The organism is Pantoea sp. BJ2 (genome assembly GCF_040255075.1).
In the GTDB taxonomy this organism is placed as follows: Bacteria; Pseudomonadota; Gammaproteobacteria; order Enterobacterales; family Enterobacteriaceae; genus Pantoea; species Pantoea leporis.
Window position 1 is genome coordinate 1,891,337 of sequence record NZ_CP158292.1, and the last position, 19,253, is coordinate 1,910,589.

Annotated in this window: 17 protein-coding genes; 7 read left to right on the forward strand and 10 right to left on the reverse strand. The window is 56.7% G+C overall.

Features of this window, described 5'->3' with window-relative positions; translation table 11 throughout:
* Window positions 1-67: 67 nt before the first annotated feature.
* Together AAF463_RS08755 and malX are read right to left on the reverse strand one after the other, a co-directional pair.
* Window positions 68-1,246 carry a MalY/PatB family protein gene (locus tag AAF463_RS08755; RefSeq protein WP_350261868.1) on the reverse strand — a complete coding sequence of 393 codons (1,179 nt, stop codon included), beginning with the start codon at window positions 1,244-1,246 and terminating at the stop codon, window positions 68-70.
* Window positions 1,246-2,832, reverse strand: coding sequence for a maltose/glucose-specific PTS transporter subunit IIBC (malX, locus tag AAF463_RS08760; protein ID WP_110866061.1), 1,587 nt, complete (start codon window positions 2,830-2,832; stop codon window positions 1,246-1,248). The genes AAF463_RS08755 and malX overlap by 1 nt, the downstream gene beginning before the upstream one ends.
* Before the next feature lie 174 nt (window positions 2,833-3,006).
* On the opposite strand from malX, the gene malI reads away from it, so the two are divergent.
* Window positions 3,007-4,035, forward strand: coding sequence for a Mal regulon transcriptional regulator MalI (malI, locus tag AAF463_RS08765; protein WP_350261869.1), 1,029 nt, complete (start codon window positions 3,007-3,009; stop codon window positions 4,033-4,035).
* A gap of 26 nt (window positions 4,036-4,061) precedes the next feature.
* Here the strand turns inward: malI and AAF463_RS08770 are convergent, their stop codons facing one another.
* Window positions 4,062-5,561 (reverse strand): YdgA family protein, encoded by a 1,500-nt coding sequence (locus tag AAF463_RS08770; protein ID WP_350261870.1) that lies wholly within the window; start codon window positions 5,559-5,561, stop codon window positions 4,062-4,064.
* 132 nt (window positions 5,562-5,693) lie between these two features.
* Window positions 5,694-6,869, reverse strand: coding sequence for a mannose-6-phosphate isomerase (manA, locus tag AAF463_RS08775; protein WP_217546768.1), 1,176 nt, complete (start codon window positions 6,867-6,869; stop codon window positions 5,694-5,696).
* Window positions 6,870-7,066: 197 nt separating this feature from the next.
* Here manA and fumC point away from each other — a divergent pair, with 197 nt between their 5' ends.
* Window positions 7,067-8,464, forward strand: coding sequence for a class II fumarate hydratase (gene fumC, locus AAF463_RS08780; protein ID WP_350261871.1), 1,398 nt, complete (start codon window positions 7,067-7,069; stop codon window positions 8,462-8,464).
* Between the two features lie 89 nt (window positions 8,465-8,553).
* Here the strand turns inward: fumC and AAF463_RS08785 are convergent, their stop codons facing one another.
* From AAF463_RS08785 to tus, 4 genes are all read right to left on the reverse strand, one after another.
* Window positions 8,554-9,198 (reverse strand): anti-sigma factor, encoded by a 645-nt coding sequence (locus AAF463_RS08785; protein WP_192411916.1) that lies wholly within the window; start codon window positions 9,196-9,198, stop codon window positions 8,554-8,556.
* Window positions 9,195-9,749, reverse strand: coding sequence for a sigma-70 family RNA polymerase sigma factor (locus AAF463_RS08790; RefSeq protein WP_110866066.1), 555 nt, complete (start codon window positions 9,747-9,749; stop codon window positions 9,195-9,197). Before AAF463_RS08790 ends, AAF463_RS08785 begins: the two co-directional genes overlap by 4 nt.
* Window positions 9,750-9,792: 43 nt before the next feature.
* Complete coding sequence (locus AAF463_RS08795; RefSeq protein WP_350261872.1) at window positions 9,793-10,356, reverse strand: fasciclin domain-containing protein; 564 nt, start codon at window positions 10,354-10,356, stop codon at window positions 9,793-9,795.
* A gap of 93 nt (window positions 10,357-10,449) precedes the next feature.
* The gene (gene tus, locus AAF463_RS08800; RefSeq protein WP_350261873.1) at window positions 10,450-11,379 is read right to left on the reverse strand and encodes a DNA replication terminus site-binding protein; all 930 of its coding nucleotides are present in this window, start codon (window positions 11,377-11,379) and stop codon (window positions 10,450-10,452) included.
* 156 nt (window positions 11,380-11,535) lie between these two features.
* Between tus and AAF463_RS08805 the strand changes: the two genes are divergently transcribed.
* Together AAF463_RS08805 and AAF463_RS08810 are read left to right on the forward strand one after the other, a co-directional pair.
* Window positions 11,536-12,735: an MFS transporter gene (locus AAF463_RS08805; protein ID WP_101764500.1), complete on the forward strand. Its 1,200-nt coding sequence runs from the start codon at window positions 11,536-11,538 to the stop codon at window positions 12,733-12,735.
* 158 nt (window positions 12,736-12,893) lie between these two features.
* On the forward strand, window positions 12,894-13,379 hold the full coding sequence (locus AAF463_RS08810; RefSeq protein ID WP_008110154.1) for an Rrf2 family transcriptional regulator: 486 nt from the start codon (window positions 12,894-12,896) through the stop codon (window positions 13,377-13,379).
* A 111-nt stretch (window positions 13,380-13,490) separates the two neighbouring features.
* Here the strand turns inward: AAF463_RS08810 and oqxB are convergent, their stop codons facing one another.
* Together oqxB and AAF463_RS08820 are read right to left on the reverse strand one after the other, a co-directional pair.
* Window positions 13,491-16,643, reverse strand: a complete 3,153-nt coding sequence (gene oqxB / locus AAF463_RS08815) for a multidrug efflux RND transporter permease subunit OqxB (RefSeq protein WP_350261874.1) — start codon at window positions 16,641-16,643, stop codon at window positions 13,491-13,493.
* 18 nt (window positions 16,644-16,661) lie between these two features.
* Window positions 16,662-17,816 carry an efflux RND transporter periplasmic adaptor subunit gene (locus tag AAF463_RS08820; RefSeq protein ID WP_101764498.1) on the reverse strand — a complete coding sequence of 385 codons (1,155 nt, stop codon included), beginning with the start codon at window positions 17,814-17,816 and terminating at the stop codon, window positions 16,662-16,664.
* Between the two features lie 293 nt (window positions 17,817-18,109).
* Between AAF463_RS08820 and AAF463_RS08825 the strand changes: the two genes are divergently transcribed.
* From AAF463_RS08825 to AAF463_RS08835, 3 genes are all read left to right on the forward strand, one after another.
* Window positions 18,110-18,457 (forward strand): helix-turn-helix domain-containing protein, encoded by a 348-nt coding sequence (locus tag AAF463_RS08825; RefSeq protein ID WP_008110158.1) that lies wholly within the window; start codon window positions 18,110-18,112, stop codon window positions 18,455-18,457.
* An 86-nt stretch (window positions 18,458-18,543) separates the two neighbouring features.
* Window positions 18,544-18,978, forward strand: coding sequence for a ribonuclease domain-containing protein (locus AAF463_RS08830; protein WP_350261875.1), 435 nt, complete (start codon window positions 18,544-18,546; stop codon window positions 18,976-18,978).
* A 2-nt stretch (window positions 18,979-18,980) separates the two neighbouring features.
* A complete protein-coding gene (locus AAF463_RS08835; RefSeq protein WP_137385714.1) occupies window positions 18,981-19,253 on the forward strand; it encodes a barstar family protein in 273 nt (90 codons plus the stop codon).

Here is a 19,253-nt window from a genome sequence, read left to right on the forward strand (position 1 = left end):
CGCAACAGCGCCAGCGATTTGCGCAAACAGCAAAACGGATGCTGAATTAATCAGCATCCGTGGCATTTTAGAACGATTTTAGCCCGGCAATCAGGCGATCCAGCCCATCATCCAGTTTGCTGCGCGGGCAACCGGCGTTGAGACGCAGATAACCGCGACTCGCCGCGCCGTAGGTCGAACCCGGCATGATCGCCACTTTGTGTTGATGAATCAGACGCTGTTGCAGCACCTGTTCGTCAATGCCAAGCGGATTGAGATCGATCCACGCCAGGTAAGTCGCGGCGGGTGGTTGCCAGTTAAGCTGCGGAAACGCCGTGTTCAGGCGCTGCGCGATGTGCTGCATGTTGCCACGCAAATGGTCGCGCAGCGCATCCAGCCACGGCGCGCCCGCGCGATAAGCGGCGATGGTAGCGGCAAGCGCCATTACCGCTGGCGAGGATAAGCCATCCTGCTGCTTCAACGCATGGAACCACGCCTGACGATCGTGCTCATCAGGGATGATGCCCCACGCGCCGGTCAGCGCCGGAATGTTGAAGCTCTTGGAGGCCGAGGTGAACAGCGCCCAGGCGGACTGCGCTACCTGGCTCCAGGGCGTATGCTGCGCATCACTCAGCACCATGTCCATATGAATTTCATCGCTGATCACCTTCACGCCATGCTTTTCGCACAGCGCCGCCATCTGGCGCAGCTCATCTTCGCGCCACACTTTGCCGCTAGGATTGTGCGGACTGCACAGCAGCATCACTTTACAGCGCGGACGCGCCAGCAAACTTTCCAGCTGCGTCATGTCGCACAGCCATTCGTTAGCGTGGCGCTGCAGCGGCAGCTCCACCACGTGACGCTGATTGCCATTGATGGTGTTATAAAATGCATCGTAAGCGGGGGTGTGAATCAGCACTTCATCGTCCGGCTGCGTCCAGTGGCGCAACAGCTGCGCCACCATATAAATCACCGACGGGCCATAAACCAGCGATTCTGCCGCCACTTCGGTAGCGAAACGGCTGCGCATCCAATGTTGAATGGCAGAAAGAAAATCATCATGCTGCCAGCGGCTGTAGCCAAACACACCGTGTGCGAGGCGCTGTTGCAGCGCCTCGAGGATGCATGGCGCGGTGGCGAAATCCATATCGGAGATAGTGAAGGGCAGCAAGTCCGCCACGCCGAAACGATCGGCCACGAAATCCCACTGCGTACACCAGCTACCGCGGCGATCCACCACCTGATTGAAAGCAAAATCCTGCATCATTACACCGTCGCGCTCATCAAGTGTGCCATCTCATCTTTGACCGACTGCACCTGCGGGCCCATCACCACTTGCAGATTGGTCGCATTTACATGCACCACGCCAATCGCACCGTTGGCTTTCAGCGTTGCATCATCCACCTTGCTCATATCGACCACGGTAATGCGCAGACGCGTCAGGCAGTTATCCAGTGAGGCGATGTTTTCCACGCCGCCCAGCGCCGACAGAATCGCTGGCGTATTAAAGCCAGATTTACCCACAGCCGCGCGATTAACCTGCTGCGCTACGCTGTTGGTTTCCACTTCGCGGCCTGGCGTTTTGATGTTGAAGTGACTGATAGCAAAGCGGAAGATGGCGTAATAACCCACGAACCACACCGCAGCAATCACCGGCACCCAATACCATTTTGTGGAGAGGCCGTGCAGCACGCCGAAGACGAAGAAGTCGATCACGTTGCCGTCGGTATTACCGATAGTCACGCCCAGCATCGCCATTACGGTGAAGCCCAAGCCGGTCAACAGCGCGTGGATCAAATACAGCACCGGCGCGACGAACAGGAACAGGAACTCCAGCGGTTCAGTGGTACCGCCCACCACGCAAGCCACCACGCCGGAAATCAGCAGACCTTTAATTTTATGACGGTTTTCCGGACGGGCGCAGTGATACATCGCCAATGCCGCACCCGGCAACCCCCCGAGGAAGGCTGGCATTTTACCCTGCGACAGGAAGCGCGTGGCGCTCTCGGCGAAGCCGTGGGTATCCGCACAGGCCAATTGCGCCTGGAAGATAGTTAACGCACCGCTAACACTTTTACCGCACACATCCATGGTGCCGCCCGCATCGGTAAAGCGGATGATTGCCACCAGAATGTGTTGCAAGCCAAAAGGTAAAAGCAGACGTTCGCCAGTACCGAAGATCATCGGACCAAATTCACCGGCGCTGTTAATCACCCAGCCGAGGCCGGTAATCGCGCGTGCAAAGAATGGCCAAATCAGCGGAACCACCAGGCCCAGCACGCCCATCGCCATCGCCGTAACGATCGGCACAAAACGCGTCCCACCGAAAAACGCCAGCGCATCTGGCAGGCGAATGTTGTGGAAGCGCTCATGTAACCAGAACACCACGATACCGACGATCACCGCGCCGAGAATACCGGTGTCGATGGACTGAATGCCGAGGATGTTTTGTACGTTATTGGCTTTCAGAACCGCCGCATCGGTGGTTGGCAGAATGCCGTTGATGTTGAGCCAGAAGTTGATACTTAGGTTCAGTACCGCGTAGCCAACAAAACCGGCAAAGGCGGCGACGCCTTTATTCTCGCGCGCCATACCCAGCGGAATGGCAATGGCAAACATCACCGGCAGATAGCTAAAGGCAAAAGAGCCGATCTTCGCCAGCCAGATAAACAGGTATTGCAGGAAAGGCTGATCGAGAAGAGGAATTAGCGTCAGGACGTCATGACTGCTGAGGGAACTGCCAATTCCTAACAGAATGCCGCAGAACGAGAGCAGGGCGACGGGCAACATAAAGGTTTTACCCAGACTTTGGAAAAACTCCCAAAGTGACATTTTGGGGCGGCTGGCGGACATAGATTCTCCTGGCAATAAAAGTAAAAGGCTTCAATGTGGTCAAGGATGATAAAACGTTTTACCACTTATTTTTGTGGCTATAATCACAAAGAGTGACTAATTGCAGGCTTTATTTTTGGTGCAATCAGTGTAACGTTTTATCTCTTTGAATTTGGACGTCGGTAACGGAACACTATGTCCCAGCAGAAAACCACTATTCATGATGTGGCGTTGGTCGCCGGGGTGTCGGTCTCTACCGTGTCGTTGGTGCTCTCCGGCAAAGGGCGCATCTCGCCCGCTACGGCCATACGCGTTAATCAGGCGATTGAGCAGCTTGGCTACGTGCGTAATCGCTCAGCCTCGATTTTGCGCGGCGGCGAAAGCGGCGTGATCGGCCTGATCGTACGCGATCTCAGCCAGCCCTTTTATGCCGCGATGACGGCCGGACTCAGTGAAGTGCTGGAGCAACAGGGCAAAGTGCTGGTGCTGACACAAAGCGGTCAGCACGGACAACACCTTAAACGCTGTTTTGACACGCTGGTGGCACAGGGCGCGGAAGGCATTGTGCTCGGCGGCGCGACGGCGCAAGCAGAAACGCTGGTGCCGCAGGCGCAGGAGCAAAACATCGCGTTGGTTTGCGCTTCGCGCGCCAGCAGCCTCGACAATGTCGACTCACTGCGGCCCGATAACAGCCAGGCGGCGCGAATGGCAACGGAGTATCTGATTCGGCAGGGACATCAGCGCATCGCCTGGATGGGCGGTTTGGGATCGTCACTGACGCGCGCCGAGCGGATTGGCGGCTATTGCGCCACCTTGCTGCAATACGGCTTATCGTTCCGGTCCGACTGGATTATCGAGTGCGACGATCGCCAGCAAAGCGTGTCAGCGTTAACGCTGCAGTTGTTGCGTCAACATCCCGGCATCACCGCGATTCTGGCGCATAACGGCAGCACCGCGCTCGGCTGCTATTTTGGCGCGTTACGCTGTGGGCGAACCTTTGGTGAAGGCGCGGTGGATAGCTACTACACGCAGCAGCTGGCGCTGGTGGGCTTTAATGACGATCCGCAGCGGGAGTTGCACGATCCCACCATGACCTTTGTCAGTAGTGAAGCGCGTGATGTGGGGAGAAGGGCGGCGGAGCGGATGTTGCAGCGGCTGGCGCAGCCGGAAGCGGAGATTCAGAGTTTGATTGTGCCGCCGCAGCTAATGCGCGGCGAAGTGTAAGGGCGGCCAATTGGCCGCCCCATGAATTACTCTGGCATACCTTCGCTGGTTGGTGCGCCCAGCATATAGCGTGACAGGAACTGCTCCAGCGTCATCTTGTCGCCATTCATGGTGACCTGGCCGTTGCCGTACTGCAGGCTGGTGACGATGTTATCATCCTGCTGCTGCGTCAGGCGGAACATCTGGCCCATCGCTGCTAAACCCTTAACCTGCTGATCCGCCAGTTTCTGCGCATCGTCGCCCTGATAACCTTCCGCTAAACCGACATGACGCATGGTTTCTGTCGCCATTGGCATATTGATCGCCAGCTTGCCGTCGAGGGTTTTCAGCACGCGATCCACTGCGGCACCCAAACTCTGCGCCTCGCCGCTCACGGTGGCCGGATCGTTAAAGCCCACGTTCAGGTTAAAGGTGCTTTCACCTATATCATTTTTCCAGCTCAGCGGCGCGATGCTCAGCGTTGGCGAGCCTTTCAACAGCGTTGGCAGGTTATTACGCAGAATGGTTTGCACGCTGGCCTGATAGCGGATCGGATCTTCCGCCACGCCCGGCTGGTTCAGCAGATCCTGCATCTGCGCGTTGTAAGTATCGGAGAAGGCTTTCACCGCCTGCGCATCAAACTGCGCAAACTTCATCGCCAGCTTAGCTTCACCAAACGGCTGCTTCTGTAAGGTAATCTTGTCAACATCGACATCCAGCTGGCCGCCAATCTTGCCTTCTTTATTGTCAAAGGACGAGGTGGTTTTCAGCTTCTCCAGCGACAAACCTTCCTGACCGTTGATGCTGGCATCCAGTTTATCCAGAGAGATCGACTGATCGCCGACGCGCACGCCTTCCGGGCTGAGATGGGTATCGCCGCTCAGCTTCAGGCCATTCAGCGTAAACAGCACCGGCAGTTCAACCTGATTTTTGCTGGTGACCGCGATGCTGGAGAAGTCGCCGTCGAGGCTGACTTTGTCACCTTTGCTGTCGGCGCTGATGTTCAGCGTGCCGCCATTGGTGGCCAGACGATCGCCGGTCTGCGGATTGTTGTAATCCACCGCCAGCAGGTTGAGATCGGTATTGGTCGCACCGCTGTAGCCGACGCGGGTATCGGCGTTGACCAGCGATTTGCCGTTGGTCAGTTCAAACAGTTTCTTCACCGCATCGGTGTTTTCCAGTTCGGTATGCACAGACGCCATACTTGGGATCAGGCTGCCGCGCTTCAACTGGGCGAACGGGAAAGGACCGTGATCGATCGTCTCGTTCAGCACGATGCTTTGACCAGGCTTCAACAGTGGATTGTCATTGGTTTGCGAGCTGGCCTGCACCACCAATTTGGTTTTGCTGCTAAACACGCCACGCTGATAATCCTGATAGCTCAGCGTCAAACGGCTGTTCGGCGCGTAAGCATTTAGCTGCGCGTTGGCGTTCTGCAACATCTCATCCATATGGCTTTCCAGTTGTTTACCGGTAAACCATGAAGCACCAGTCCAAATCACGCCGAGCGCCACAATCACACCTACGGCAACCTGGGTCTTTTTCATCGCTGTGTCGTCCTTATCCTTGCGTCCGCACGCCGCTGGTCGGTGCGCGACGGGTGAAGAAAAACGCCCGCAGGCGTTTTAAATTAATAGTTTAAAAGAATAGCAGTTAATGCTGGCAGCGTCAGCCGGATCTCAGTTGAGCGTATTAAACACGCGCGCTAGACGTCCGGTGCCTGCCGCGTTGACCGGCGACTCATTGGCAGCGACAAAGCAGGATTCACCCGGCTTCAGCACCAGCTGTTGCCCGGACTTCTCAATTATCGCCTGACCTTCAATGCAGAACAGCAGGGCCGCGCTATTTTGTGCCAGCGCTTGCGGCGCAGCGGAAAGCCCATGAATGGCAAAGGCAAAGTCCTCTACCGGGATCGGGAAGTTCAGGGTTTCGCCGTCGCGCTGCGGCTGCGTCAGCAGCGTCGCGGCCGGTTTTGCCTGAAACTTCAGGTTAGCCAGCAGTTCCGGGATATCGATGAACTTCGGCGTCAGACCGGCGCGCAGCACGTTATCGGAGTTCGCCATCACTTCCAGCGCCACGCCTTTCAGATAGGCGTGCGGCGTTTCGGCAAACAGGAACATCGCTTCGCCTGGCTGCAGGGTAATGACATTGAGCAGCAGCGGCGAAAACAGACCGCTGTCATCCGGATAATCGATGGCGATAGATTTGATGGTCTGCCACGGTTCGCCTTCACGCCCATTGAGCGCCGATTTCAGTACGCCGATGGCGCGCGATTTTGCCTCGTCTTGCAGCGACAGCAGCGTGGCGAACAGTTTGGCCAGATTGGCTTCATCAGTGTTTTCGAGGAAATGGGCGATTTGCGGATGGGCACCGGCCACCGGTTCGAGCAGCGAGACAATCTCATGCAGCTCACGGAAACCGTTCATCGCCTGGAAGGGTGTCAGCGCATACACCAGCTCGGGCTTGTGATTAGCATCTTTATAGTTACGTTCGGCGGCGCTGAGTGGAATGCCCGCAACATTTTCACGCGCAAAACCCTGTTCGGCAGCGGCTTTGCTGGGGTGCACCTGAATCGACAGCGGCTGATCGGCGCACAGCACTTTAAACAGGAACGGCAGCTCGCCGAAACGTTCAGCCACCGCTTTGCCGAGCATGGCGACTTTGTCGGCATCAATTACCTCACGCAGCGAACGCACTTCGCCGTTGACCTCAACGGTAGACGGGCTTTTCGGGTGCGCGCCCATCCACAGTTCCGCCATCGGCAAACCTTGTGGATTTTCGATGCCATAGAGTTCGGTCAGCGCAGTTTTGCTGCCCCACGCGTAATTTTGCAGCGAATTGTTCAATTTTTGCATCGTTTACCCTTAATAACCGTAAGTAAATAGGCTTATTAAAGCAGAAAGTGCCATAGAAAATACACGAACAAGTGCAATAAAGGCGATAGGCTCGCATAATGTTAAATTCTTGTATGTGACAATCTTGCTCGCTCAACGGCGTCGCGGGAAGGCGTTTAGAGCGGAAACCTCAAAATCTGAGCTAAGGAGACGTAGTCATGGCAGCCAATCGCATTGAAAAAGACTCAATGGGACCGATCGAAGTACCGGCAGATAAGTTGTGGGGCGCACAAACCCAGCGTTCGCTGGAACATTTCAAAATCTCAACCGAGAAAATGCCCGTGGCATTGGTGCATGCGCTGGCGCTGACCAAGCGCGCGGCGGCGCAGGTGAACCAGGATCTCGGCTTGCTTCCGGCCGATCGTGCCCAGGCGATTCTCAAAGCCGCCGACGAAGTGCTGGCCGATAAGCACAGCGAGGAGTTTCCGCTGGCAATTTGGCAGACCGGCTCCGGCACCCAGACCAACATGAACATGAATGAAGTGCTGGCCAACCGCGCCAGTGAAATTCTTGGCGGCGAGCGTGGCATGTCGCGTCTGGTGCACCCAAATGACGACGTGAATAAAAGCCAAAGCTCCAACGATGTGTTCCCCACCGCCATGCACGTGGCCGCGGTCATCGCCATGCGGGAGCAGCTGATTCCGCAGATTCACGTGCTGAAAAAGACGCTGAGTGAAAAATCCGACGCCTTCAAAGATATCGTCAAGATTGGTCGTACCCACTTGCAGGATGCGACACCGCTGACGCTCGGTCAGGAGATCTCCGGCTGGGTAGCGATGCTTGAGCACAATCTCAAACATATTGAGAACAGTATTCCGCACGTAGCGGAGCTGGCGCTGGGCGGCACCGCGGTCGGGACCGGCCTGAATACCCATCCGGAATACGCGGTTCGCGTGGCTAAAGCGCTGGCCGATTTGACCAAACAGCCGTTTGTCACCGCGCCGAACAAGTTCGAGGCGCTGGCGACCTGCGATGCGCTGGTGCACGCGCACGGTGCGCTGAAAGGCCTGGCGGCTTCGCTGATGAAAATTGCCAACGACGTGCGCTGGCTGGCCTCAGGCCCGCGTTGCGGCATTGGCGAACTGGCGATCCCGGAAAATGAGCCAGGCAGCTCGATCATGCCAGGCAAAGTGAACCCCACGCAGTGCGAAGCGCTGACCATGCTGTGTTGTCAGGTGATGGGCAACGACGTGGCGGTGAATATTGGCGGCGCGTCCGGCAACTTTGAGCTCAACGTGTTCCGTCCGATGGTGATCCACAACTTCCTGCAATCGGTGCGTCTGCTGGCCGACGGCATGGACAGCTTCAATCACCACTGCGCGATTGGCATTGAACCGGTACGCGAGCGCATCGATCAGCTGCTGAACGAATCGCTGATGCTGGTGACGGCGCTGAATACCCATATCGGCTACGACAAAGCGGCGGAAATCGCCAAGAAAGCCCATAAAGAAGGCCTGACGCTGAAAGGCTCGGCGCTGAAGCTGGGCTATCTGACCGAAGAGCAGTTCGATGAGTGGGTGCGTCCGGAGGAGATGGTGGGCAGCATGAAGCAGTAAACCGCTGTTAAAAACTGGCAGACGTAGCACCCTCGTAGCGGCGCAATTGATTGCGCGATAAATCGCGCCGCTACGGATTGTGCGGTGATTTATAGCTGCCCGCTATACAACACCGGACCGGTTGGCTGCCCGGTTGGCGAGCCGCCGCGCGGTTCAAGGCTGATGGCAATGATGCCTGAGCGGGAAATTGTGCTATTCAACGCCACATCCGTTGCCTTCTGGTTATCCAACAAACCCAATGAAATCGGCGCTTTGCCTGGCGGAATCAGCCACAGCTGCAAACTGTTGTTATCGGCGATGGTCACAGGATGTAACGGCGTCAGGCTCAGCTGTGCCAGTTTGCTGTCCGCGCTGACCACCCATTGCTGTTGATGCTGGGCGTCGTTCAGTACCGTCAACGGCGTCAACGTCGGCTGCTGCAGGAACAGTGAGGCGAGCAGGGCGAACGCCGCGACACTGGCAGCCGCCAGCCAGCCCGCATAATGGCGTTTGGGTTGAATGACGCGTTGCTCGGGCAAACTCAATGTAATCTTCTTCCACACCTTTTCCGGTGGCGTGACGGGTGCAAGCTGATTATCCAGGCCCGCCAGCAGGGCTTGCCAGCGCGCAACGTTGGCCGCAAGGGCAGGCTCGTTACGCAACCTGCGTGCAAAGCGCAAACGCGCCAGCCCACTCAAGGTGCCCAGCGCATACTCGGCTGATAAGGCATCATCGCGTTGTAGTTTATCGTTCATAGGCCCACACACTCCCGCAGATGCTCCAGCGCGCGGCGAATCCAGCTTTTTACCGAGCCAACCGGCTGTTGCAGCCAGGCGGCAATATCACTGTGGGACATCCCCTGATAATAGGCGAGCGTGATGCTTTGCTGCTGTTCGCTGCTCAGATGGCCAATGCAGTGTCGCAGGCGATCGGCTTGTGCCGGATCGTGCCAGTTATTCTGTTCGTCTTCGCTGGTGATTGGTAGCAGGTCGCTAAACTCTTCTGCCTCCAGCGTCAGGCGCGCCTGTCCGCTGCGTAACCCGTCAATGCAGCGATTGCGCACAATGTGCGTCATCCACGTCATCGGCGCGCTCAGGGCGGCATCGTATGAAGCGGCGCGGTTCCAGATGGTGAGGTAGCAATCGTGCAGCACCTCTTCCGCCCAACCTTGCTGACGCAGCATGCGCAGGGCAAGGGCGAAAAGATGCGGCGACGTAAGTCGATACAGTTGCTCAAACGCGCGGCGATCGCCTTTCGCGATCGCCGGCAATAAGTTATCTAACCGTTCTGCAAGCCTGTTATCCATCATCTTCCCGGTTGGCTAAAATGCCCAATCCGAGTATAGGCAATTACTTAGGCATCAAGACGGTATCAATCACATCAATCACACCATTTTTCTGATTGACGTCATAAGTGCTGATATTCGCCACATTGCCTTGACCATCTTTCAGCTGAATATTGTGCGGGCCATTATTCATAATCCACAACGGTTGGCCGTTGACGGTTTTCAGCTCGGCATGTCCGCCACCTTGCTTAATTTTTTTCTCCAGCGCTTTCATGTCGTATTTACCGGCCACCACATGATAAGTCAGGATGCTGGTCAACTTCGCTTTGTTCTCCGGTTTGACCAGGCTATCAACGGTGCCCGCAGGCAACTTGGCGAAGGCCGCATTGGTTGGCGCGAAGACAGTAAACGGACCTTTACCTTCGAGGGTTTCAACCAAACCCGCCGCTTTAACAGCAGCAACCAGCGTGGTGTGATCTTTGGAGTTCAGCGCGTTTTCAACGATGTTCTTTTGCGGATACATCGCTGCGCCGCCGACCATCACGGAGTCATCATTCATGGCGGCAAATGCACCTGCGGTTAACAGTAAAGTGCTGGATACGACTGCAATGCTCATTAGCTTTTTCATCATAAATCCTCGTAGTAGGGAGCGAAGAAGTTGCTCACACTCTGATATACGAGGGCAGCCTGCGAATTGGATGCAGCGATTTAAAAATAAATTTTACGCCAGCCGATCGCACCACAAATGCAGGCGCGGAATGATCAGATGCAGCGGCTCGGCCAGCGGTTTATGACGCCAGGCAACGTTATCGGCATCGTAGTTCAGCAGTTCTCCCAGAATCGGCACCTGCGTGCGATCGCGGCACAGCACCAGCAGCGGAGAAGGGCAGGCAAGCTGCACCTGTTTCTTCTCGCTGGCGCGCCATACGCGGGCAATCGGCTGCACCTTCACCGGGCGCTTGATTTTTAGCTTCGCACCGGCTGGCAACGCGAGGATTGCTTCCAGCTCTTGCTGCACTTTCTCCGCCCACTGTTCCCGCGTCCACGGTGCCTGCGCGCGATTGGCTTTCAGGCTGCGTTCCAGCTGTTCTACCACCGCATCACGCGTGACGTTTTTGATGATGTTTTTATTCGCCCAGCCAAAGCGCAAACTGTCCGGCGCGTTGAGCAGCGTTACGCTGCGGTAGGCGTTAAGCGTAATTAACCCGCGCAGATGCTGGTGGACGAACTCAAAGCGCGCCTCGCTCGGCAAGCCCGACTCCACGGTGATCAGCTGTTCCAGCCGCTGCTTCAAAGTATTAATCTCGGCAACCTGCTGCGTAATATGCGCATGCACATCGCCGTCGGCTTCAATGCAAATCGCGCCCGGCAAGCGCACGGCGGCTTTGGTGCTGAGCTTTTCCGATTGATGCTGCATAAACAGGCGGCAGTAATGCATTAGCGCCATGTCGCGTGCCGTTTTACCAAGATGCTGCGTCACCGCGATGCGTTCAATTTCATCATGTTCGCGGCCTTTCTCGATTTCCGGCAGACTAAACACGCGCGCAATCAACAGCGGTTGCTGCTCAATGTGTTGACGTAACGCGCCCAATCCCGCTTCCAGCGCGTTAACGCATTCGTGCAGATCGGCAACCAAATCATAACGAGCCATAAAACGCCTCCATAGTTACAACATGCTTTCAGTGTACTGGCTTGGGTGCCGGTCTGCCAGCATTGCGCAGGGATTTTGTTAAGCAGGGAAACGTGGGATTTTTCAAGCTGGATGAACGTGTTATAACAATGCTTTGCCTGCTAACGGAATAATGTTGTGAAGCCTCAGCCAAAGCCACCTGCCGCCGCCATAGTTACGCTTGGCGTAGTACAAATCCTGTCGTGGGGCGGATCCTTCTATTTGATGGCGGTGATGGCCAATCCGATCGTGGCGGAAACCGGCTGGTCGCAGCAATGGGTGTATGGCGCGCTATCGCTCGGCATGCTGATTTCCGGTTTGCTGGCGCCGCTGAGTGGGCGACTGATTTCCCGCTCCTATGGCCGCGCATTGCTGGCGGCGAGCGGGGCGGTGATGGCAATCGGTCTGGTGATCATGGGATTGAGCCACAATCTGCCGCTGTTTCTGTTTGCCTGGCTGATTATCGGCGTAGGTATGGCGATGGGCCTGTACGATGCGCTGTTTGCCACGCTCGGCACGCTCTATGGCGGCCAGGCACGCGGCGCGATAACCGGTATTACGCTGATTTCTGGCTTCTGTACCACTATCGTGTGGCCGGGCACCGCGCTGCTGATTCACTGGCTGGATTGGCGTAACGCCTGTTTTGCCATCGCCGGATTGTTATGTGTTTCAGTGTTGCCCGCCTATCTCTACGCGCTACCCGCGCCAGAAGCGAAAATCGCCGCCGCCAAAGCAAAACCGACCGCGCAAGGCAACGAACTGGCACCGACACTGTTTTGGCTGCTGTGCAGCATTTTCACGCTCGCATCGGTGATCATGACGGCGATTTCGGTGCAGCTGATCACCTTGCTGCAGGCCAGCGGTCACACGCTGGCGTCGGCGCTGGCCATCAGTGCGATTCTCGGTCCGTGTCAGGTGGCATCGCGCATCGTAGACATCGCCTTTAAGCGCGGTCACCCGATCTGGACCACCTTTTTCTCGGTGGGATTGGTGGCGCTCGGCTTGTTGCTGCTGGCGTGTTATCCGCAGTTTGCGGTGCTCAGCATGGTGCTGTACGGTGCCGGAAATGGTTTGCGTGCCATTGTGCGGGGAACTTTACCGCTGGTGATGGTCAAACCAGAGGCCTACGCGATTGTGGTAGGGCGCATGGCGCGTCCCGCCTTAATTGGTCAGGCCTTGACGCCGCTGGTTGGTGGCTATGTGTTTCAGCACCTCGGTGCCAGCGCCACGCTGTGGTTGTTATGCGTTCTGGCGTTGATTAACGTGCTGTTGGTCGCGCTTTTGCAGCAGAAATTGCCGCAGGCCAGCCCACAGTCGGAAAGGGGAGTGATAAACTAAGCAGCCTGTGCGCTTCTGCCCGATTAAATGGGGAATACGTGCCTGGATCACGGGCGTTGACTTCTAAAAAGCAACAGTGTTTGTTATATTTATTGCTCATTGATTACTCACTGTCGCGGCATAAAAACAACAAGATAACCGCAACTCAGGATATTGAAATGCTTGATTACCGCTTCCCGACAGCTTTGCAGATGGTTTTGAGCGTAGCGATGGCGGAGCAACTGGGCAAACGCTCGACCAGTGCCATACTGGCGTATGGTCTTGAAGCGAACCCCAGTTTCATTCGGAAACTTATGGTTCCGCTCACGCGTGACGGCATTATCGTCTCAACGCTTGGCCGCACCGGTTCCATTCATCTGGGTCGCCCGGCCGCCGAAATCACACTGCGCGACATTTATACTTCTGTGATTGAAGATAAAAAACTCTGGGCGTCACGTCCCGACGTGGCACCGCGTTGTCTGGTCAGTGCCAACCTGTGTTGGTATTTCAAATCGATTGCTGAAGAGGCTGAAGAAGCGTCGCTGAAAGTGCTGGAAACCCGCACCGTAGCGGACGCGCTGGCCGAACTGAAGCATAACGACACCAGCAACTGCGAAGAGTTGCCCGATCTCGAACTCGCCGACCTGTGTAAAAAAGGCCGCTAAAACCACTCTCATCCGTAAGGGCGTCATTCATGACGCCCTTTTTTATTGCCTCAATCTGCACGCAAAAAAATCCGGGCACTTGGCCCGGATTGTTCATTTCACCTAAAACCCTTACACAGTTTGCACTTCCGCCTGTGGTTGCTTGCGCGTCACCAGCTTACGCAGCGTCACATAGAACACCGGCGTCAGGAACAGCCCAAACAGCGTCACGCCCAACATGCCGGAGAACACGGTAATCCCGGTTACGCCGCGCACTTCTGCGCCCGCACCTTCGCCAAGAATCAGCGGGATGGTACCGGCGATAAAGGCAATCGAGGTCATAACGATCGGACGCAGACGCAGACGACAGGCTTCCAGCGCTGCATCGACAATGCTCTTGCCTTGCATCTCCAGCTCGCGCGCAAACTCGACGATAAGAATCGCGTTCTTACACGCCAGTCCCATCAGCACTACCAGCCCAACCTGCACAAACACGTTGTTATCGCCACCGGTCAGCCACACACCGACCAGCGCCGAGAGCATGGTTACCGGCACAATCAGGATCACCGCTAGCGGTAGCGTCCAGCTTTCATACAGCGCCGCCAGCACCAGGAATGCGAGTAGGACCGCGACCGGGAAGACGATCAGCGCGGTATTGCCCTGCGTTGATTGCTGATAGCTTAGGTCGGTCCATTCAATGTTCATGCCGTTCGGCAGCACCTGCGTCGACATATCCTCCAGCTTCTGCATCGCCTGCGCCGAAGAGAGCACGCGCGGATCGGCATCACCAATCAGGTCCGCCGCCGGATAGCCGTTATAGCGAATCACCGGATCCGGGCCGTATGTAGTGGTGATATTCACCATGCTGCCAATCGGCACCATTTCGCCGCGATCGTTGCGGGTACGCAGGTTACCGATATCCTGCACGCTATCGCGGAAATCGCCATCCGCCTGCGCCATCACGCGCCAGGTGCGACCAAACTTATTGAAATCGTTGACGTACGACGATCCGAGATAGGTTTGCAGCGTGCTGAACAGTTCGGTCAGCGACACGCCTTGCGCTTTGGCTTTATCCCGATCCACCTGCACATCCAGCTGCGGCACGTTGGCCTGGTAGGATGAAATCGGGAACATCATGCCCGGCGTCTGCAACACCGCACCGGTCATGGTGTTGATGGCGGTTTGCAGCGCACCGTAACCGAGCCCCGCGCGATCCTGCACATACAGCGAATAACCCGAACCTTGTCCCAGACCTAAAATCGGCGGTGGCATAATCGAGAAGCCAAAACCTTGCTGGATTTTCGAGATCTTAGCGTTGATCTCAGCATTAATTTCCGCGGCGGTGCGCGTACGTTCACTGAACGGCTTCAAACCGAAGAACACCGTGCCGGTATTCGGCGTGTTGGTGAACTGCAACGCGTTCAAACCGGGGAAGGCGACCGAATAAGCCACGCCTTCAGTGTTCATGCCGATCTCGCTCATCTTGCGAATCACTTCATCGGTACGCGCCAGCGACGAACCTTCCGGCATCTTCACGCCGCCAATCAGGTAGAGCTTGTCCTGCGTCGGAATAAAGCCGCCCGGCACGGTATGGAACATAAAGCCGGCACCGGCCAGCAGCAGCACGTAGACGCCGAACACCGCGCCACGACGACGCAAGGTTTTACCCACCAGCGATTCATAGCCATCCGAACTGCGCTGGAAGAAGCGGTTGAACGGACGGAACAGCCAGCCGAGCAGGCGATCGATAATGCGCGTCGGCATATCCTTTGCGGCATCATGTGGCTTCAGCAGCAGCGCCGCCAGCGCCGGTGACAGTGTCAGCGAGTTGATGGCGGAGATCACCGTTGAAATGGCAATCGTCACCGCAAACTGCTTATAGAATTGACCGGTCACGCCGGACAGGAACGCCATCGGCACGAACACCGCACACAGCACCAGCGCGATGGCGATAATCGGCCCGGACACTTCCCGCATCGCCTGATGCGCAGCCGCCGTCGGCGACAAGCCTTGCTCGATATTACGTTCGACGTTTTCCACCACGACAATGGCGTCATCCACCACGATACCGATTGCCAACACCAGCCCAAACAAACTTAAGGTATTGAGCGAGAAGCCGAGCAGATAAAGGATGCTGAAGGTACCGACCACCGAAACCGGCACCGCCAGCAGCGGGATAATCGAGGCGCGCCAGGTTTGCAGGAACAGAATCACCACCAGCACCACCAGCACAATCGCTTCGAACAGCGTTTGCACCACGGCACGGATCGAGTCACGCACGAATACCGTTGGGTCGTACGGCGCGGCCCACTGCACATCGTCCGGGAAACGGGTGGCCAGTTCAGCCATCTTGTCGCGCACCGCATTTGACAGATCGATGGCGTTGGCGCCCGGCGCCTGGAAGATACCGATGCCGACCGCATCTTTGTTGTTGAGCTGCGAACGCAGCGCGTAGCTGCCAGAACCCATCTCGATGCGCGCCACGTCACGCAGTCGCACCAGCGTGCCGTCGTCGGCGGTTTTCAGGATGATATTGCCGAACTGCTCTTCGCTCTCAAGACGACCCTGGGTGTTGATCGACAGCAGAAAATCGCTCTGTTTCTTCAGCGGCTCCGCGCCAAGCTGGCCGGCAGACACCTGCACGTTCTGCTCCTGCATCGCGCTGACCACATCGGAGGCGGTCAAGCCACGTGCCGCCACCTTATTGGGATCGAGCCAGACGCGCATCGCGTATTCACCGGCACCGAAGATCTGAATTTGACCGACGCCTGGCAGGCGCGCCAGTTCATCCTTCACCTTCAGGGTGGCGTAGTTACGCAGATAGAGGGAATCGTACTTGCCGTGCGGCGAGAACATGTGCACCACCAGCGTCAGCGTCGGCGACATCTTCTGCGTGGTGAGACCGAGTTGGCGCACCTCTTCCGGCAGACGCGCTTCAGCCTGCGCCACGCGGTTCTGCACCTGAACCTGCGCCTGATCCGGATCGGTGCCCGGACGGAAGGTCACGGTGGTGACCAGCACGCCATCGGAACCCGCCACGGATTTCATGTACATCATGTTTTCTACCCCGTTGATGGCTTCTTCCAGCGGCGTCGCCACAGAATCTGCAATCACTTTGGGGTTGGCACCGGGATATTCCGCGCGCACCTGCACGCTCGGCGGCACCACGTTGGGATATTCACTGATCGGCAGCAGCGGAATGGCGATCAGTCCGGTGGTAAAGATCAAAATCGACAGCACCGCGGCGAAAATCGGTCGGTCGATAAAAAAGCGGGAGAAATCCATAAAAGGCAGTCTCGAAGGTTATTGAGCGGAGCGCATCGCCACCGGTTGGGCGTTCACCGGCATGCCAGGCATAAAGACTTTCTGCAAGCCGTTAACGATCACCTTGTCGCCGGGCTTCAGGCCTTGCTGCACAATACGCAGACCATCGGCTAACTCGCCGGCCTGAATATCGCGGCGCTGGGCTTTACCTTGCGCATCGACCACGTAAACGTACTTACGATCCTGATCGGTGAGCACGGCTTTATCATCAATCAACAGGGCGGTGAAGTCGGCGCGGCCCGGCAAGCGCACGCGCGCAAACAGGCCCGGTGTGAACTGACGCTGCTGATTATCCAGCGAGGCGCGCATGCGGATGGTGCCGGTGCTGGCGGTCAGCTGGTTATCGAGGAAATCCACGGTGCCGCGATGCGGAAAACCCTCTTCGCCGGTCAGCGCTACTTCTACCGGCAGCGACCCGCGATTTTCGCCTTTACGCGCCATCGCCTGATAATGCAGATAGGTGGCTTCATCGACGTCGAAGTAGACGTACATACGATCCTGCGATACCAACGTGGTCAGCACGCTGGCGCTGTCACCGGCGGTCACTAAGTTGCCGGTGGTGATCATCGCGCGGCTGGCGCGACCTTCAATCGGCGCGGTAACGCGGGTGAAATCAAGATTCAGCTGCGCCATATCCACCGCCGCCTGTGCTGACAGCACGCTGGCCTGCGCCTGATTAGCCGCCGAGCGACGCTGTTCCCACTCTTCGCGTGACACGACATTGGTGCCGATCAGTTTATCGGTACGCGCCGATTCACTGCGGGCCAGCGTAGCCTGGCTGCGCGCGTTGGCGAGTTCGGCCTGCGCCTGCTCGAGCGTGGCGCGGTAGGTGCGATCGTCGATGGTGAACAGCACCTGTCCTTTTTTCACCTCATCGCCTTCGCGATAATTAACCTGATCGATATAGCCCGAAACGCGCGGCCGCAGCTGCACGCTCTGCACCGCTTCGAAACGGCCGTTAAAGCTATCCCATTGGCTGACTTTCTGCTCTACCACCTGCGCGACACTTACTTCGGGCGGTGGCGGCGGGGCGTTTTGCGCCACACCGCGATCGCAACCGGCCAGCAGGCTTCCCAGCAACATCACTCCTGACAGGCTTACCGCCCATTGAACCCTGTACGTTTGCAGATGCATTGTTGTTATTCCGCTTTGGTGAAAATGAAAGGAGACGTACGAAAAATCTGCAACTTTTATGATTGCATTAAAACGCCACGAGTGTAGGCTTGCTCAAACTGCATCTGCAAGAATATCTGATACACTTTATGTGCGGTTTTGATCATTACGTTGCAGAAGGATCAAAGCCCCTACGCGCAGTGCGGCATTTAATGCAATAATAAAACTTGCATTAACTGGCATAGTCGTTCAACCTTAAAGTGTAATTGCAACTGATACTGATACTGTTCGCAACGGCGACCGGAGAAAACGAGATGATGACCACCGCATTTATTCACGATTTGATTGACTGGATTGACAACAATATTGAAACGCGTCTGGATCTGGATACCGTAGCGGGGCGCGCCGGTTATTCGAAATGGCACCTGCAGCGTATGTTCAAAGAGCACACGGGTTTGCCTCTGGGCGAATACATCCGTGAGAAGAAGCTGAAGAAGTCAGCGGATCGCTTGACCACCAGCAATGAACCGATTCTTAACGTGGCGATTTCACTCGGTTTCGACTCGCAGCAGTCGTTTAACCGCAGCTTTAAACGCCAGTATGGCGTAGCGCCGGGAGCATGGCGTCGTCACGCCGCGCCATCCGCCAGCGCGATGCAGTAAACCCCGCCAGGGCCAGCTCTGCTGGCCCGCGTTTTTCCCTGCCCTAAATCTGTTATTATCGTCGTCCTGTTTTTCAGGATGCCACCATGTCAAAAAAACTCTGGATTGCCTTAATTCTGATCCTGGCCGCGTTGTGGCTCGGGCTAAAACCGCGTTTGTCCGATAAATGGGCCACCAGCCACCCCGATATTTCGCAGCTCACCGATGCCAACACCGTGGCGCGTTGGGTGCAGCAGCATCACACATTACCCGATCTCTATCTCACCAAAAATGAAGCGCGTCGTCAGGGCTGGAATCCCAGCAAGGGCAACTTGTGTGAAGTGTTGCCGGGCCGCGCGATTGGTGGCGATCGCTTTAGCAACCGCGAAAGAAGGCTGCCGATGCAGGCGGGCAGGCAATGGTATGAAGCTGACGTGAATTACGATTGCGGTCACCGCGACGCCGATCGTCTACTTTACTCAAATGATGGGCTGATTTTCCTCACCACCGATCACTATCGCAGCTTCAAACAGGTGCCTTAACCATGTTGACGCTCCATTTTGACTTTGAAAACTTGTCAGATCGCCAGGCGTTTTACCGCGCGCTGGTGCAGCAGAGTGCCTGCCCAGTGGATTTCGGTAACAATCTTGATGCGCTATGGGATTGGCTGACCGGCGGCATGGCGCTGCCGGCCACCTTCTATTTAGCGCATGCCGATGACGCCAGCGTGAGTGCAGAATTCGCGCCGGTGCTGGCGTTACTGGAAGAGGCGCAGCAGCAGTTAGAAGGCGAGCTGCGCCTGGTGCGTGGGGAATAA

What these genes read in the sequence shown, in the direction of transcription:
- AAF463_RS08770 (WP_350261870.1), bottom strand. Translation starts at nt 5,561, where the DNA reads ATGAAAAAGACCCAGGTTGCCGTAGGTGTGATTGTGGCGCTCGGCGTG.
- AAF463_RS08795 (WP_350261872.1), bottom strand. Translation starts at nt 10,356, where the DNA reads ATGAAAAAGCTAATGAGCATTGCAGTCGTATCCAGCACTTTACTGTTA.
- AAF463_RS08835 (WP_137385714.1), top strand. Translation starts at nt 18,981, where the DNA reads ATGTTGACGCTCCATTTTGACTTTGAAAACTTGTCAGATCGCCAGGCG.
- AAF463_RS08755 (WP_350261868.1), bottom strand. Translation starts at nt 1,246, where the DNA reads ATGATGCAGGATTTTGCTTTCAATCAGGTGGTGGATCGCCGCGGTAGC.
- tus (WP_350261873.1), bottom strand. Translation starts at nt 11,379, where the DNA reads ATGGCTCGTTATGATTTGGTTGCCGATCTGCACGAATGCGTTAACGCG.
- AAF463_RS08785 (WP_192411916.1), bottom strand. Translation starts at nt 9,198, where the DNA reads ATGAACGATAAACTACAACGCGATGATGCCTTATCAGCCGAGTATGCG.
- AAF463_RS08825 (WP_008110158.1), top strand. Translation starts at nt 18,110, where the DNA reads ATGATGACCACCGCATTTATTCACGATTTGATTGACTGGATTGACAAC.
- AAF463_RS08830 (WP_350261875.1), top strand. Translation starts at nt 18,544, where the DNA reads ATGTCAAAAAAACTCTGGATTGCCTTAATTCTGATCCTGGCCGCGTTG.
- AAF463_RS08820 (WP_101764498.1), bottom strand. Translation starts at nt 17,816, where the DNA reads ATGCATCTGCAAACGTACAGGGTTCAATGGGCGGTAAGCCTGTCAGGA.
- malI (WP_350261869.1), top strand. Translation starts at nt 3,007, where the DNA reads ATGTCCCAGCAGAAAACCACTATTCATGATGTGGCGTTGGTCGCCGGG.
- manA (WP_217546768.1), bottom strand. Translation starts at nt 6,869, where the DNA reads ATGCAAAAATTGAACAATTCGCTGCAAAATTACGCGTGGGGCAGCAAA.
- malX (WP_110866061.1), bottom strand. Translation starts at nt 2,832, where the DNA reads ATGTCCGCCAGCCGCCCCAAAATGTCACTTTGGGAGTTTTTCCAAAGT.
- AAF463_RS08810 (WP_008110154.1), top strand. Translation starts at nt 12,894, where the DNA reads ATGCTTGATTACCGCTTCCCGACAGCTTTGCAGATGGTTTTGAGCGTA.
- fumC (WP_350261871.1), top strand. Translation starts at nt 7,067, where the DNA reads ATGGCAGCCAATCGCATTGAAAAAGACTCAATGGGACCGATCGAAGTA.
- AAF463_RS08790 (WP_110866066.1), bottom strand. Translation starts at nt 9,749, where the DNA reads ATGGATAACAGGCTTGCAGAACGGTTAGATAACTTATTGCCGGCGATC.
- oqxB (WP_350261874.1), bottom strand. Translation starts at nt 16,643, where the DNA reads ATGGATTTCTCCCGCTTTTTTATCGACCGACCGATTTTCGCCGCGGTG.